Below are 14,011 nucleotides of genomic sequence, written 5' to 3'. Positions count from 1 at the left end.
TTTTTCCGCCACTCGGGCGGATGGGGTCATGCGGCCGTCTGGGTTAAAATATCGTTTGCCATCACGAGGAATGTCGCTGCCACGATGGCCACGCCATACGGCACTTCCGGCCGGCCCGGCGCGCGGCGAAGTGCATGGATCGCCAGCATAATCACGGTGAGGACGCCGCCTGCGACCGCCATCCAGACGAGCATGGTGAGCATCGCCATCGGCGGCAGCCACAAGGCGAGCGCCACGATCAGCTTCACGTCGCCGCCGCCCATCATTCCGGCCGCGAACAATGCGCCGAACAGGACGAGCGCGCCGCCCGCGAAGCCCAGATGCAGCCCTATCGCGCCGCCCGATTCCCCGTTCGCCCACCAGAACAGGGGGGCGAGGAGGGCGATGGCCAAATTCAGCCGATTCGGGATAATCCGCGTGCGGATATCGCCCATGGCCGCGACGAGCAGCATCGCGCCCAGCGCGCCAAGGAGAAGAACGGAGAGCGTCATCCGATCACGCACTAGACGCGGGCGCTTTCAAAACCGTAACCACGCCGGCAATGCCAAGCTGGACCACCGATATCGCCATCGTCGGCGCGGGAATCGCCGGCGCGACGCTGGCGGCCGAACTGACGCCCCACGCGCGCGTGCTGCTGATCGAGGGCGAGGCGCAGCCGGGCTATCATTCCACCGGCCGCTCGGCGGCCTTCTGGTCCGAAAGCTATGGCGGGCCGATGGTGCAGCCGCTGACGACGGCCTCCGAACAGGGGCTCGCACCCTATCTGGCCCCGCGATCCTGCCTCCATATCGCGGATGCCGAAGGAGAAGCGGCGCTGGACGCGCTGGCGGCGAACTTCGCGGGGCGGGCACCCGTTCTGCGGCCCGTGGCACGTGCGGAGATCGAGGCACGGATACCCGGTATATCAGCGTCTTACGGGGCAGCTTTGGAAGAGAATAGCTGCCAGGACATCGATGTCGCGCGCTATCATGCCGATGCGCTGGCGGCGGCGCGTCGTGGCGGGACGGACCTGATCACCGATGCCGCCGTCGTCGCGGCCCATCGTTCGTCGGGGGGCTGGAATCTGGAAACGCGGGCCGGAATGGTGCGGGCCGACATCGTGGTGAACGCGGCCGGAGCCTGGGCCAGCCCGATCGCCGCGATGGCGGGGGCGTCGCCGATCGGGATCACGCCGCATCGCCGGACGGTGATCCAGCTGGCGACCGATCCCGCCGCCGCCGCCGATCTGCCGCTGGTGATGGACGCGCTGGGCCGCTTCTATTTCAAGCCGGAGGCGGGCGGACGGCTATGGCTGTCGCCGCATGACGAGACGCCAGTGCCGCCGCATGACGTCGCCCCGGAGGAACTGGATGTGGCGATCGCGATCGACCGGTTCGAGCATGCGGTCGACTGGCGCATTCTGCGGCGCGAGCGGAACTGGGCGGGGCTTCGCAGCTTCGCGCCCGATCGCGCGCCGGTCTATGGCTATGACGATCGCGCGCCGGGTTTCTTCTGGTTCGCCGGGCAGGGCGGTTTCGGTATCCAGACCGCCCCGGCCGCCGCGGCGATCGGGGCCGCCTTGCTCATGGACCGGGCGGCGGACAGCTTGGTCCGCGCGATCGATGCGGAGGTTTATTCTCCGAAGAGATTCTCCGTATAACAGCGCTTTACCGGGTCTTGTTGCGGATCTGTGAGATGGCGGCGTCGCTCGCCAGTTTGTCGGCGCGCTCATTGTCGGGATGGCCGGCATGGCCCTTGATCCAGACCCACTCGATCCGGTGCGGCTTGGCGGCATCGAGCAAGGCGCGCCACAGATCGTCATTCTTCACGGGCTGCTTGGACGCGGTCTTCCAGCCGTTGCGCTGCCAGCCTGCGATCCATTTGGTCAGTCCGTCCAGCACGTAGCGGCTGTCGGTCGAGAGCTTCACGCGGCAGGGGCGCTTCAGCGCCTCGAGTCCCTTGATCGCGGCCATCAGCTCCATGCGATTGTTGGTCGTCAGCGGCTCGCCGCCGGACATTTCGCGCTCCGTTTCGCCCGCGCGCAACAGCACGCCCCAGCCACCGGGACCGGGATTGCCCTTGCACGCGCCATCGGTGGCGATCTCGACGAGGGTCGCTTCGCTCACAGGCCGAGGCTTTCGGCGCTGGCGGCCCGGTAATGCTGGAGCCGCCGGTGGAAGGCGAGCGGATCCTTGCGCGTCACCAGCGCGTCGGCGGGCGTGTTGAGCCAGTCCCACGCGCGGGTCAGCAGGAAGCGCACGCAGGCGCCGCGCGCGAGTATGGCAAAGGCCGCGCGCTCCTCGGGCGAGAGCGGGAAAGCGGCGTCATACCCCTCGATCAGCGCGCGACCGAGCGCCGGATCGTAACCGGTGCCGTCATTCGCGAAGCACCAGGCGGTGTGGGTGACGGCGAGATCCCATGCGCGGATGTCCGTGCAGGCGAAGTAGAAATCGATCACGCCCGCGACCGTATCGCCCAGCATCAGGACATTATCGGGGAACAGATCGGCGTGAATCGCCGAATGCGGCAGAGTGGCCGGCCATGAGGCGGCGAGCCATGCCAGTTCGCCCTCGATATCGGCGCGCAGGCCCGGCTCGATCGCGTCGAGATCCGCGCCGCATCGGCTCGCCAGCTCGCGCCAGCCATCCGGGCCCAGCGCGTTGGCGCGCTCGGGCGTGAAATCGACCAGCGCCGCATGCATCCGGCCGAGCGCCTCGCCGCAGGCGCGCGCGTGCGCGGGCGTGGGGTGGCTGACGGAGACGCCGGGCAGGAATTCGATCAGGCAGGCCGGGCGGCCGGCCACTTCCTGGATCTGCCGCCCCTCATGATCCGTGAAGGCGCGTGGAACAGGCAGGTCGCGTCCCGCCAGATGATCGAGCAGCCCCAGGAAGAAGGGGAGATCGGACACGTCCACGCGCTTCTCGTAAAGCGTGAGGATCAGCCGGCATCGCGTTGTTTGAACGAAATAATTGCTGTTCTCGACACCCTCGGCAATGCCCTTGGCGGACACCAGATCGCCGAGATCGAAACGGGTGAGCAGCGCACCAAGCTGCTCGGCAGAAACCTGCGTATAGACGGCCATGTCGATCCGATCAGGCGACTTCGAGGCTGCGGGGCAGCTTGAAGATCATCGTTTCAACAATACCGTCCAACTCTTTCTCATGAATGGAGAAATGTTGGGCAAGGCGCTCGACCAGCTCGCGCACGAGGATTTCGGGAGCGCTGGCGCCGGCCGTGATGCCCAGCGTGCGGACGCCGTCCAGCCAGGTCATGTCCAGACAGGTGGCCCGTTCGATCAGCAGCGCCCGCGTTCCCTCGCGCTTGGCCACTTCGGCGAGCCGCACCGAGTTGGACGAATTGGGCGACCCCAGCACCAGCACGGCATCGCACTGGACCGCGAGTTGCTTGACCGCCGCCTGCCGGTTCGACGTCGCGTAGCAGATGTCCTCGCCGCGCGGCGCGGCGATGGCGGGAAAGCGTTCGCGCAGCGCGGCGATGATCTCGGCCGTGTCGTCCACGGACAGGGTCGTCTGGGTCAGGAAGGCCAGCGCTTCGGGATCGGCCGGAGCGATGCGGGCCACGTCGTCGATCGTCTCGATCAGCGTGATGGCGCCTTCCGGGACCTGGCCCAGCGTGCCGATCACCTCCGGATGGCCGCTATGCCCGATGAACAGGATGTGGCGCCCGTCCTTGATCAGGCGTTCGGCCTGGCGATGCACCTTGGAGACGAGTGGGCAGGTGGCGTCGACATAATCGAGGCCGCGATCCTCGGCATCGCCGGTCACGACCTTGGGCACGCCATGCGCCGAGAAGACGACGGGGCGGCCATCCGGCACCTCGTCCAGTTCCTCGACGAAGATCGCGCCCTTCTCGCGCAGCGCATCGACCACGAAGCGATTGTGGACGATCTCGTGCCGGACATAGACCGGCGCGCCATATTTCTGGAGCGTCAGCTCCACGATGCGGATCGCCCGGTCCACGCCGGCGCAGAATCCGCGCGGGGCCGCGATCAGAAGCTGCAGCGGCGGCAGGTTCGTGGGGTGCGTCGCCGCAATCTGGGGGGCGGCAAGTCTGTCGTCCATCGCAAAGCCCTTACGCGCTTGCTTGCCTCCACGAAAGCCGGTTCCTATGAGCCGCAGCCTGTCTACGATCGGCCGAAGAGGATCGGTCTCTGATCAAGAGGAAGAATCGCGTGACGTTTTTCTCGTCAACCTCGATCCGGTCGGTTTCGGCCCGGTCCGCTCTGGGTTTGCTGGCGGCGACGCTGGTGGCCGGCTGCGCGGCCAAGAATCAGCTCGACGAGACGCTGGGCATGAAGGTGACCCGCTCGGTGTGCCCGGCGGTCGCCGTGCCCGATTATACGGGCGACCTCGCGCTCTTCAGCCCGCAGGAAAGCCGCGACGCGCGCGCGCTGGACGTGGCCGCCACGATCACCAACGTGCAGACGGTGTGCGATCAGGCGGCGTCGCCGGTGAAGGCGAGCGTGACGTTCGACGTCGTCGCGCGCCGGGCGAGCCCGTCGGGCGCCCGCGATATCACGCTGCCTTATTTCGCCACCGTGATGCGGGCCGGCACGCAGATCGTCTCAAAACAGATAGGCAATGTCGTCGTGCACTTTGACGACGGGCAAGTCTTGGGTAAGGGGCGCGCCGCGGCCGGCGCCGAGGTGGATCGCGCGGCGGCATCGCTGCCCGACAACATCTCGATGCAGCTCAACCGGAAGCGAAAAGCAACGGATGCGGATGCTTCGGTCGATCCGATGTCGGACCCGCGGACCCGCTCGGCCGTCAGCAAAGCCAGTTTCGAGCTGCTAATCGGCTTTCAATTGACGCAATCCCAACTCGCTTACAACGCGACTCGCTGATCCGTGCGGGAATCGTCGATATTTGATTGAAATCCCAACGGCAGATTGACTTCGCATCTGCGGCGAGCCATCCCTTGTCGGTCGCCATCGTTCATCGATGGACGGACGCGCGGGAGAAGGTCGAGCCCCAGTTCGGCCGCCGAAGGAGCAACCGCCCCGGAAACTCTCAGGTCCAAGGACCGCGCGTTCGACAAGACGCTCTGGAAAGCGGTCGACGCATCTTTCGCGTCGACCCACCGAAGGGGTAAGCGGGCCTGCGGGGGTCCGTGAAAGCTCTCAGGTTTCGTGACAGAGGGGGCAGGGGGCTGTGCGACTATTGTCGGTCATAGTGGCCCTTGCACGTTCGGCCACGGAGTTCGCGCATGAGTGACGAAGACGTACCTGAGATTATCGAGGCTCTGCCTCTCGATTCATGGCATCGCACCCTGGGAGGGCGCATGGTGCCGTTTGCCGGCTACCATATGCCGATCCAGTATGATGGCATCATGGCCGAGCATCTGTGGACTCGCGAGAATGCGGGTCTGTTCGATGTGAGCCATATGGGCCAACTGACCCTGTCCGGCGCGGATGCCGATGCGGCGCTGGAGACGATCCTGCCGGGCGACATCAAGGGCCTCGGTGAGGGCAAGATGCGCTATTCGCTGCTGCTGGCGCAGGATGGCGGCATTCTCGACGACCTGATGGTGACGCGGCTGCCCGCGGCCAATCCGTTCGAGGAAGAGGCTGGCGACTTCTACGTCGTCGTCAACGGCGCGACCAAGTGGGACGATATCGGCTATCTGCACGAGCAGCTGCCGGAAGGCCTGAACCTCAACCATCGCGGCGATCAGGCCTTGCTGGCGCTGCAGGGGCCCAAGGCGGTCGATGCGCTGGCGCGGCTGGCGCCGGGCGTGGCCGAGCTGAGCTTCATGGAAGCGGGCGCCTTCACGATCGCGGGCGTCTCCGCCTGGGTCAGCCGTTCGGGTTATACCGGCGAGGACGGTTTCGAAATCTCGATCCCGCAGGACAGTGCCGAGGCGGTCGCCGAGGCGCTGCTGGCGATGCCGGAGGTGAAGCCGATCGGTCTGGGCGCGCGCGACTCGCTGCGTCTGGAAGCGGGGCTTCCGCTCTACGGCCATGATCTGAACGAGACGATCGATCCGGCCACGGCCGCGCTGGGCTTCGCCGTGCCGAAGCGCCGCCGCGCCGAGGGCGGCTTCCCCGGTGCCGAGCGCACGATCGGCTATTTCAAGGACGGCCCGCCCACCAAGCGCGTCGGCCTCACCGTCGAAGGCCGTCAGCCGGTGCGCGAAGGCGCCACCATCTATGACGGCGATCAGGCCATCGGCACGATCACCTCGGGCGGCCATGCGCCGAGCCTGCAGGCGCCGATCGCCATGGGTTATGTGAATACGGATCGTTCGGCTCTGGGCACCGCGCTCGAGATCGAAGTGCGGGGCAAGCGCATCGCCGCCACCGTCACCGCCATGCCGTTCGTTCCGCAACGTTATTTCCGCAAAGGAGCCAAGTGATGACGACCTACTACACGCGTGAACACGAATGGATCGCGGTGGAGGGAGATGTCGCTACGGTCGGGATCACGGATTACGCGCAATCCCAGCTGGGTGACATCGTGTTCGTCGAGGTTCCCTCCGCCGGCACGCAGGTGGCCAAGGGCAAGGAAGCGGCGGTCGTGGAATCGGTGAAGGCCGCGTCCGACATCTATGCGCCCGTCTCCGGCGAGATCGTCGAGGGCAATGCCGCGCTCGAGGGTGATCCCGCGCTCGCCAACACCGCGCCCGAGGGCGAGGGTTGGTTCTTCAAGCTGACGCTCTCCGACACGAGCGAGCTGGAAGGCCTGATGGACGAGACCGCGTACAAGGCCTTTGTTGACGGCCTCTGAGGAGTTTACGGACGATGCGTTACCTGCCGTTGTCCGATGGGGACCGGGCCACCATGTTGGCCTCCATCGGGGCGCCCTCGATCGATGCGCTGTTCGCGGACGTGCCCGAAGCGGCGCGCCTCCCCGGCGTGATCCAGGATCTGCCGCTCCATGCGTCGGAGCTGTCCGTCGAGCGCCAGCTGAAGGCGATGGCCTCCAAGAATCTGGTGGCCGGGGAATCGCCCTTCTTCATCGGATGCGGTGCCTATCGTCATCACATTCCCGCCAGCGTGGATCATATCATCCAGCGCGGTGAATTCCTGACGAGCTACACGCCCTATCAGCCGGAAATCGCGCAGGGCACGCTGCAGGTGCTGTTCGAATTCCAGAGCCAGGTGGCGCGCCTCTATGGGTGCGATGTCGCCAACGCCTCGATGTATGACGGCTCGACCGCCTGCTGGGAGGCGATCGGCATGGCGCGGCGCATCACCAAGCGCTCCAAGGCGATCCTGTCGGCCGGCCTGCACCCGCATTACGTGTCGCTGTGCAACACGATGGCGAAGTTCACCGGCGATACGCTGGTGACCTCCACGCCCACGCTCGCCGACGGCGCGCCGGGTGACGACATGGCGGCTCTGCTGGCGGCGATTGACAGCGAGACGAGCTGCGTCGTTGTCCAGAATCCGAACATCCTCGGCCATGTCGGCGATCTGACCGAGCTGGCGGCGGCAGCCCACGCCAAGGGCGCGCTGCTGATCGCGGTCGTGACCGAGCCGGTCGCGCTGGGCGCGATCAAGAGCCCGGGCGAGATGGGCGCGGACATCGTCGTCGGCGAAGGCCAGTCGCTCGGCGTCGGCCTCAACTTCGGTGGGCCCTATGTCGGCCTGTTCGCCTGCTCCGAGAAATATGTGCGCCAGATGCCGGGCCGCCTGTGCGGCGAAACCGTCGATGCGGCGGGCCAGCGCGGTTACGTGCTGACGCTCTCGACGCGCGAGCAGCATATCCGCCGCGAGAAGGCGACGAGCAATATCTGTACGAATGCAGGGCTTTGCGCGCTGGCCTTCACGATCCACATGAGCCTTCTGGGCGAAGCGGGTCTGCGCAAGCTGGCGAGCGTCAACCATGCCCGCGCCGTTCTCGCGGCCGAGCGGCTGGCGGCGGTGCCGGGGGTCGAGCTGGTCAATGGCAGCTTCTTCAACGAGTTCACGCTGCGCCTGTCGAAGGAAGCGCGGCCGATCGTGCGTGCGCTGGCAAAGCAGGGCATTCTCGGCGGCGTGGCGCTGGGCCGCCTCTATCCGGGCGTGGAGTCGCTCGCCAACGGCCTGGTGGTGGCCGTGACCGAGACGACGAGTGATGAAGATGTGGAGCGGCTTGCGAGCGCTCTCGAGGAGGCGCTGGCATGACGATCAACCCGAGCGGCTGGCGCCCCGAGCGCGCCCTGGCGGCCAATGACGAGAGCCGGGACGGCACGTTCACCGGCAATCGTGGCCTGATGCTGGAAGAGCCGCTGATCTTCGAGATCGGCGATACCGAAAGCTGCGGCGTCGATTTCGATGCGGTGCCTGCGGTGGCCTCGCGCCTCGGCGGGCTGGAGCGCAGCGCCTCGATCGGCCTGCCCGGCCTGTCCGAGCCGGAGACGGTGCGCCATTATACGCGCCTCAGCCGCCAGAATTATGCGATCGATCTCGGCCTGTTCCCGCTGGGTTCGTGCACGATGAAGCACAATCCGCGCCTGAACGAGCGGATGGCGCGCCTTCCCGGTTTCGCGGACGTCCATCCGCTGCAGCCGGCCGAGACGGTGCAGGGCGCCTACGAGCTGATCCACGTGCTGGGCGAATGGCTGATCAAGCTGACCGGCATGAAGTCGGTGGCGATGAGCCCGAAGGCCGGCGCGCATGGCGAACTGTGCGGTCTGCTCGCGATCCGCTCCGCGCTGGAAGCGCGCGGCGACGCGCGCAAGGTGGTGCTGGTGCCCGAGAGCGCGCATGGCACGAATCCGGCGACGGCGGCTTTCTGCGGCTATTCGGTCGAGACGATTCCGGCGACCAAGGCCGGCCGCGTCGATCGCGCCGCGCTGGAAGCTCGGCTTGGGCCGGACGTGGCGGCGGTGATGATCACCAATCCGAACACCTGCGGTCTGTTCGAGCGCGAGATGGTCGAGATTTGCGCGGCGGTGCATGCGGCGGGCGCGCTCGTCTATTGCGACGGCGCCAACTTCAACGCGATCGTGGGCCGCGTGCGTCCGGGTGATCTGGGCATCGATGCGATGCACATCAACCTGCACAAGACCTTCTCCACGCCGCATGGCGGTGGCGGTCCGGGTGCCGGTCCGGTTGTGCTGTCGGAAGCGCTGACGCCGTTCGCGCCGCTGCCTTATATCGAGAAGAAGGGCGATGCCTTCATCCTCGTCGAGGAAGAGACCGCCGACGCGAATCACTCGCAGAGCTTCGGCCGCATGGCAGCCTTCAACGGTCAGATGGGCATGTTCACGCGGGCGATGTCTTACATGATGAGCCATGGCGCCGACGGTCTTCGCCAAGTGGCCGAAGATGCGGTACTGAACGCCAATTATGTGCTGCGCGAACTGGATGACGTGCTGGACGCGCCGTTCGGCGAGAGCGGCCCCTGCATGCACGAGGCTTTGTTCTCGGACGAGGGGCTGGCCGAAGGTCTGTCGACGATGGACATCGCCAAGGCGCTCATCGACGAGGGCTTCCACCCGATGACGATGTATTTCCCGCTCGTCGTCCATGGCGCGATGCTGATCGAGCCGACCGAGACGGAAAGCAAGGCGTCGCTCGACCAGTTCATCGGCGCGTTGCGCTCGGTGGCGGAGCGGGCGCGGGCAGGGGACCTGAGCCTGAAGTCGGCGCCTTTTTACGCGCCGCGCCGCCGACTCGACGAGACCGGCGCCGCCCGCAAGCCCGTGCTGACCTGGCAGGGCGGCAAATCCGTCGATTAAGACACCGAAATGGAATATTAACTTTTTTGCGCTGCGAAAAAGTATCTTGATGTTAACGGAAAAGAAAGCTACCTGATTCTCGCCTGAACGTGTGGGGTCGCTGGGATGCCAGGCGTGCGGTGTATGCGTATGGGGAGATTGGTTATGGGGTTCGGTAAGGCACTTTGGGGGGCGTCGTTCGTGGCGGCCGTTGCAATCGCGAGCCCCGCGATGGCGACGAACTTCGCTATCACTGACAGCCTGGTGACGTACCTGGCGGGTCAGGGCATCACGGCATCGAACTCCCCGGCCAATTTCAGCGCGGATTTCAATACGCCTGATCTGATCAATGCGTCGTTCAAGAACACCAATGGGTCGGGTTCGTTCTCGGATACCTATTACTTCCGCGTCGAGAAGAACGGTGTTGGCAGCGGCAATCTGTCGACCAGCTTCGTGTCCGATGCGCTCGCGCTGACGATCACGCAGATTCTGATCAACGGTCAGTCCTATGGCACGATCCAGACGACGAGCAATCCGAACGGTTCGGGCGGCCAGACCTACACGGTTTCGGGTATTCCGATTGCGAGCTTCTTCAACGGCGACAATGCCGTCAACACCTTCCAGGTTATCGGCACCGTCAACGGCGTGTCGGGCACCTACCAGGGTGGCCTGACGTTCCAGTCGAGCCCGGTTCCGGAAACGGCCACCTGGGCGATGATGCTCGTCGGCTTCGGCGCGATCGGCGCGGCTTGCCGTTCGCAGCGTCGCTCGGTGAAGGTCCGCTTCTCGTAAGCGTTTGACCGTTCAACCAACATAAAGGCTGGCAGCGAAATATCGCTGCCAGCCTTTTCTTTTGTGCGGTGCGATTCTGTGCCGTGCGAAACAGGCGGAAATCGAGGGCGTCGATTTCGACGGTGCCTGGTTTGCTGCGTCGGCACTCTATTCCGCTCGCCGGGGCTGTAGTCCCGCTCTCCGGCGTGAGACGGGGCCTCGCATCACTCGTTCGATGCTCGCTCACCAGCAGCACCCTGTTGGCACCCGCTTCGCGACGCTACTTTGGCGGCAGGCTGGCGCAACTTCTGCGCGCGGCCGCGTAGCGCTACGATGCGTGGTCTGTCAGCCTTGTCGGTCAGGCTGCCGAGGGCGTGGCCGACTGCGGGTTACCATATCGGCGCTGGCGCACCGGAGCGGACGGGATCACGTCGAACTGGATATAATCGGGTTCGTTGACGATGTTGATCGCATGGATCGCATCCGCGAGTTCGGCATAGACCCGGTTCGCTTCTTCCTTCGGTAGGAAATTGGAATAAAGCGAGCGGCTGCTGGCCGGATCGGCTGATCCCGCATGCGCCTCGATATGCGACTGGATGTCCGCGACGTTCAGCCGCATCAGCTGGGACGGAACCCCGACATTGTCGTTGGTCTTGAGCGCGCAGACGCGCTCGAAGCCCAGCATCGCCTCGTAAAAGCGGCGGTGCCGCTGGGCGACTTCGATGAACAGGTCGGTGCAGCCATATTTGCGCTGGCCGTAGATGAAGATCACGTGGAAGAGCGCGGCGAGGATGCGCTTGGACGAGCTGGGCGCGTCGAAGGCGAAGCGCGTCAGTTCGCAGATCCGCGCGCCGGGCATGCGGCGATACGTGTCCAGCTCGGCCTGGAAGGTGGTGTCGGTCGTCAGGCCGGCCTCGGAATCCACGGTGAGCGTCAACGTGCCGATCGTCGCGCCGGCGCACGAGACCGAGAAGCTGGTCTGCGTGACGCCCTTGGACAGGCGATGATGGCTGCCATAGCCGCGCCATTCATACATACGGTTGAGCAACGCGCTCGCATCGTCGCGCTGTTCTTCCGATGTAATCATGCTGATGACCACATCTTCTCCGTCGTCGCTCAATCCCGGCAAGATGACTTCGGTCTTCTTGCCGTTGGGATAGGAATTGGACGCGGAACGAATGAAATTCGTCACCTGATCTCTCAGGGAAAGGTCAAGATACATCTGCGACCCCTACGCTTGTGCTACACTACAATACGGGGCTGTTTACCAGCGGCCGCCTTGCAGCATTTCTCACGAGAAGGGTTAATTCCGACACAACGTCTCTTCGATCATGTCCATTGCTCCACCCCGGCCAAGATCATCTGTCATCCGTCAGGCGTGCGCCGTCGCATCCTGCAACACTGCTGTTGCGGCAATTTTCAGCGATTTTTGGCGCCCCGCCTCCGGTCTCCGTAATACACGGAAACATGTGACATGCTATATGACGCATTAACCATACAGCGCCGAAGCGTTCTTGGAACTCGCCGTATCGCAGTGCGTTAGTCGCCGGATCCACGCGATCCGGCATTTTCGGGCGGAAAAAGCGTTGCTCCGAGTCGATCGGGCCGAATCGGAGCCATCGGGCCGGAAACGCTACAGAAGCGGGCGCCATTCCCAGCGCAACGGATCACCGTCCATCACCTCGACTCCGGCCGCGATCAGCTGATCGCGCAGAATGTCGGATCGCGCATAATCCTTGGCCGCCCGCGCCGTCTGGCGCTCGTCGAGCAGCATCTCCACCTCCGCATCGAGGAGGGGCGCCTCCGCAGGACGCAGCGCCAGCGATCGACGCTCGGTCGACAGCAGATCCAGGCCCAGCACCAGATCGAAGCTGGCCACGACGCGCAGCCGCTCTTCCGAGTCGAGGCTCTTCGCGGTGAGGGCGTCTTCCAGCAAGGGGAGCGCCTGCGGCGTCATCAGATCCGCCGACAGGGCCGCATCGAACGCGGCCACCAGGGCGCGCGCCTGTTCGCCCAGCGGCGCCTCGATCATCGCGCGCTGATAGGCGAGGCTCGCGCCGCGCGTGGCCTTCATCTCGTCCAGAGGGGCCAGCCAGGCGAGCGGACCCGCCTTGGCCTTGAGCTGCCCCACATTCATCACGAGACGCTTCAGGCGGATCAAGGCCGCCGACAAGGCCTCGGTCGAGAATTCCAGCTCGGAACGATAATGGGCCGAGAGGCAGAGCAGGCGATAGGCGAGGGGATGCACGCCGCGCTCGATCAACCCAGCGAGCGTCGCGAAGCCGCCCTTGCTCTTGGACATCTTGCCGCCGCGATCGACGAGAAAATTGTTGTGCATCCACAGATTGGCGCCGGTCCGCGCGGTGCCGTTGAAGGCCTGGTTCTGCGCGATCTCGTTGCAATGGTGGATCTCGCGGTGATCGATCCCGCCGGTGTGGATGTCGAACTGCGCACCCAGATATTTGAGGCTCATCACCGAGCATTCGAGATGCCAGCCCGGCGCGCCGCGTCCCCAGGGGGAGGACCATTCCATCTGCCGATCGGCACCCGGCGCGCTGCTGCGCCAGATCGCGAAGTCGGCGGGATGGCGCTTGCCCTCCACGTCGGCGATGCGGCCCACCACTTCGTCGCCACGATGGCCGGCGAGGCGGCCATAATCGGGCACCGTGCTGGTGTCGAAATAGAGGCCGCCCTCGAGCTGATAGGTGCTGCCTTTCTCCTCCAGCACGCGCGCGAAGGCGATCATGTCCTGCACATGATCGGTCGCGACCGACCACAGGCTGGGCGACAGGATGTTCAGCGCGGCCAGATCGGCCTTGAAGGCCTGCGTGTAGAAAGCGGCGATGTCCCAGATCGAGCGGCTCTGCGCCTGCGCGGCCGCCTCCATCTTGTCCTCGCCCGCATCCGCGTCGGAGGTGAGGTGGCCGACATCGGTGATGTTGATGACATGGGTGGTGGCCCAGCCCTTCCAGTTCAGCGTCCGGCGTAGCGTATCGGTGAACACATAGGCGCGCAGATTGCCGAGATGGGCGAAATTATAAACCGTGGGCCCGCAGCTGTAGAGCCGCACCATCGCCGGATCGATCGGCCGAAAATCCTCGATCGCGCGCGTCAGGCTGTTGAACAGCGTCAGCGGGGCTCCGGACATTTCGGAAGAAGGGGCGGTGGTGGACAAACTCTGCTCCCGGCCAATTCTGAAAAACATGCGGCACAAACGAAAAGCGGGCGCCCGTCGCCGGACACCCGCTCCATCGTCTACGCATGCGCGCCCTTCAAGGGCGCCCGCGCGAAATTACGACTTGTTGGCTTCGACGGCGTCAGCCGCGTCATGCGCGTTGTCAGCAGCATTGCTGAGAGCGGCCGCATCCGCGCCGTTCGAAGTGTTCTCGGCCATGTCTTCGAGATTCTCGCCGGCGTTATCCAGCGCATTCGCAGTCGCGTCAGCCGCATTCTCGGCCGGCGTCTGCTTGCTGCAAGCGGCCAGAGACATCAGGCCGGCAGCGGCAAGAACAAAGACTACCTTCTTCATTCCGACACTCCATTATCTTGTTGTGGGCCCGGCCCGAATGCCGTCCCCGGCCGTCCCATTAACGGG

At 65.2% G+C, this 14,011-nt stretch carries 14 protein-coding genes and 1 riboswitch; of the genes, 7 read left to right on the top strand and 7 right to left on the bottom strand.

Annotated elements, in window-relative coordinates; translation table 11 throughout:
- Positions 1 to 26 precede the first annotated feature (26 nt).
- The gene (locus HL653_RS18650) at positions 27 to 452 is read right to left on the bottom strand and encodes a prepilin peptidase (protein WP_253717068.1); all 426 of its coding nucleotides are present in this window, start codon (positions 450 to 452) and stop codon (positions 27 to 29) included.
- A gap of 89 nt (positions 453 to 541) precedes the next feature.
- Here HL653_RS18650 and HL653_RS18645 point away from each other — a divergent pair, with 89 nt between their 5' ends.
- Positions 542 to 1,639: an FAD-binding oxidoreductase gene (locus HL653_RS18645; protein ID WP_171745836.1), complete on the top strand. Its 1,098-nt coding sequence runs from the start codon at positions 542 to 544 to the stop codon at positions 1,637 to 1,639.
- 7 nt (positions 1,640 to 1,646) lie between these two features.
- On the opposite strand, the gene rnhA is transcribed toward HL653_RS18645, so the two are convergent.
- From rnhA to ispH, 3 genes are read right to left on the bottom strand one after another with little or no spacing between them, the layout of a single operon-like run.
- On the bottom strand, positions 1,647 to 2,105 hold the full coding sequence (rnhA, locus tag HL653_RS18640; protein ID WP_171745835.1) for a ribonuclease HI: 459 nt from the start codon (positions 2,103 to 2,105) through the stop codon (positions 1,647 to 1,649).
- On the bottom strand, positions 2,102 to 3,061 hold the full coding sequence (gene thrB, locus HL653_RS18635; RefSeq protein ID WP_171745834.1) for a homoserine kinase: 960 nt from the start codon (positions 3,059 to 3,061) through the stop codon (positions 2,102 to 2,104). The genes rnhA and thrB overlap by 4 nt, the downstream gene beginning before the upstream one ends.
- A gap of 10 nt (positions 3,062 to 3,071) precedes the next feature.
- Positions 3,072 to 4,061 (bottom strand): 4-hydroxy-3-methylbut-2-enyl diphosphate reductase, encoded by a 990-nt coding sequence (gene ispH / locus HL653_RS18630; RefSeq protein WP_171745833.1) that lies wholly within the window; start codon positions 4,059 to 4,061, stop codon positions 3,072 to 3,074.
- A gap of 167 nt (positions 4,062 to 4,228) precedes the next feature.
- Here ispH and HL653_RS18625 point away from each other — a divergent pair, with 167 nt between their 5' ends.
- The 6 genes from HL653_RS18625 to HL653_RS18600 all read left to right on the top strand — a co-directional run bounded on the left by HL653_RS18625 (position 4,229) and on the right by HL653_RS18600 (position 10,437).
- Positions 4,229 to 4,843: a hypothetical protein gene (locus HL653_RS18625; RefSeq protein WP_253717057.1), complete on the top strand. Its 615-nt coding sequence runs from the start codon at positions 4,229 to 4,231 to the stop codon at positions 4,841 to 4,843.
- 100 nt (positions 4,844 to 4,943) lie between these two features.
- Positions 4,944 to 5,035, top strand: a riboswitch (glycine riboswitch).
- Between the two features lie 170 nt (positions 5,036 to 5,205).
- On the top strand, positions 5,206 to 6,354 hold the full coding sequence (gene gcvT, locus HL653_RS18620) for a glycine cleavage system aminomethyltransferase GcvT (RefSeq protein ID WP_171745832.1): 1,149 nt from the start codon (positions 5,206 to 5,208) through the stop codon (positions 6,352 to 6,354).
- Positions 6,354 to 6,725, top strand: coding sequence for a glycine cleavage system protein GcvH (gene gcvH / locus HL653_RS18615; RefSeq protein ID WP_171745831.1), 372 nt, complete (start codon positions 6,354 to 6,356; stop codon positions 6,723 to 6,725). Before gcvT ends, gcvH begins: the two co-directional genes overlap by 1 nt.
- Positions 6,726 to 6,739: 14 nt before the next feature.
- The gene (gene gcvPA, locus HL653_RS18610) at positions 6,740 to 8,107 is read left to right on the top strand and encodes an aminomethyl-transferring glycine dehydrogenase subunit GcvPA (RefSeq protein ID WP_171745830.1); all 1,368 of its coding nucleotides are present in this window, start codon (positions 6,740 to 6,742) and stop codon (positions 8,105 to 8,107) included.
- Entirely contained in the window at positions 8,104 to 9,666 is a 1,563-nt protein-coding gene (gene gcvPB, locus HL653_RS18605) for an aminomethyl-transferring glycine dehydrogenase subunit GcvPB (protein WP_171745829.1), read from the top strand. Before gcvPA ends, gcvPB begins: the two co-directional genes overlap by 4 nt.
- A gap of 105 nt (positions 9,667 to 9,771) precedes the next feature.
- On the top strand, positions 9,772 to 10,437 hold the full coding sequence (locus tag HL653_RS18600) for an FxDxF family PEP-CTERM protein (protein WP_171745828.1): 666 nt from the start codon (positions 9,772 to 9,774) through the stop codon (positions 10,435 to 10,437).
- 337 nt (positions 10,438 to 10,774) lie between these two features.
- On the opposite strand, the gene HL653_RS18595 is transcribed toward HL653_RS18600, so the two are convergent.
- From HL653_RS18595 to HL653_RS18585, 3 genes are all read right to left on the bottom strand, one after another.
- A complete protein-coding gene (locus HL653_RS18595; RefSeq protein ID WP_171745827.1) occupies positions 10,775 to 11,608 on the bottom strand; it encodes an acetyltransferase in 834 nt (277 codons plus the stop codon).
- A 441-nt stretch (positions 11,609 to 12,049) separates the two neighbouring features.
- A complete protein-coding gene (gene cysS / locus HL653_RS18590) occupies positions 12,050 to 13,564 on the bottom strand; it encodes a cysteine--tRNA ligase (RefSeq protein WP_171747107.1) in 1,515 nt (504 codons plus the stop codon).
- A 144-nt stretch (positions 13,565 to 13,708) separates the two neighbouring features.
- On the bottom strand, positions 13,709 to 13,945 hold the full coding sequence (locus tag HL653_RS18585; protein ID WP_171745826.1) for a hypothetical protein: 237 nt from the start codon (positions 13,943 to 13,945) through the stop codon (positions 13,709 to 13,711).
- Positions 13,946 to 14,011 lie beyond the last annotated feature (66 nt).

Origin of the sequence: Sphingomonas sp. AP4-R1 (genome assembly GCF_013113735.1) — a bacterium.
Taxonomy (GTDB): Bacteria; Pseudomonadota; Alphaproteobacteria; order Sphingomonadales; family Sphingomonadaceae; genus Sphingomonas_I.
The sequence above is the reverse complement of the archived record's forward strand: the minus strand, read 5'-3'. Positions and strand labels throughout refer to the sequence as shown.

Excerpts from the sequence above, each read along its gene's own strand:
- HL653_RS18650 (WP_253717068.1), bottom strand. The coding sequence starts at position 452 with ATGCTGCTCGTCGCGGCCATGGGCGATATCCGCACGCGGATTATCCCG.
- HL653_RS18645 (WP_171745836.1), top strand. The coding sequence starts at position 542 with ATGCCAAGCTGGACCACCGATATCGCCATCGTCGGCGCGGGAATCGCC.
- thrB (WP_171745834.1), bottom strand. The coding sequence starts at position 3,061 with ATGGCCGTCTATACGCAGGTTTCTGCCGAGCAGCTTGGTGCGCTGCTC.
- ispH (WP_171745833.1), bottom strand. The coding sequence starts at position 4,061 with ATGGACGACAGACTTGCCGCCCCCCAGATTGCGGCGACGCACCCCACG.
- gcvT (WP_171745832.1), top strand. The coding sequence starts at position 5,206 with ATGAGTGACGAAGACGTACCTGAGATTATCGAGGCTCTGCCTCTCGAT.
- gcvH (WP_171745831.1), top strand. The coding sequence starts at position 6,354 with ATGACGACCTACTACACGCGTGAACACGAATGGATCGCGGTGGAGGGA.
- gcvPA (WP_171745830.1), top strand. The coding sequence starts at position 6,740 with ATGCGTTACCTGCCGTTGTCCGATGGGGACCGGGCCACCATGTTGGCC.
- gcvPB (WP_171745829.1), top strand. The coding sequence starts at position 8,104 with ATGACGATCAACCCGAGCGGCTGGCGCCCCGAGCGCGCCCTGGCGGCC.
- HL653_RS18600 (WP_171745828.1), top strand. The coding sequence starts at position 9,772 with ATGCCAGGCGTGCGGTGTATGCGTATGGGGAGATTGGTTATGGGGTTC.
- cysS (WP_171747107.1), bottom strand. The coding sequence starts at position 13,564 with ATGTCCGGAGCCCCGCTGACGCTGTTCAACAGCCTGACGCGCGCGATC.
- HL653_RS18585 (WP_171745826.1), bottom strand. The coding sequence starts at position 13,945 with ATGAAGAAGGTAGTCTTTGTTCTTGCCGCTGCCGGCCTGATGTCTCTG.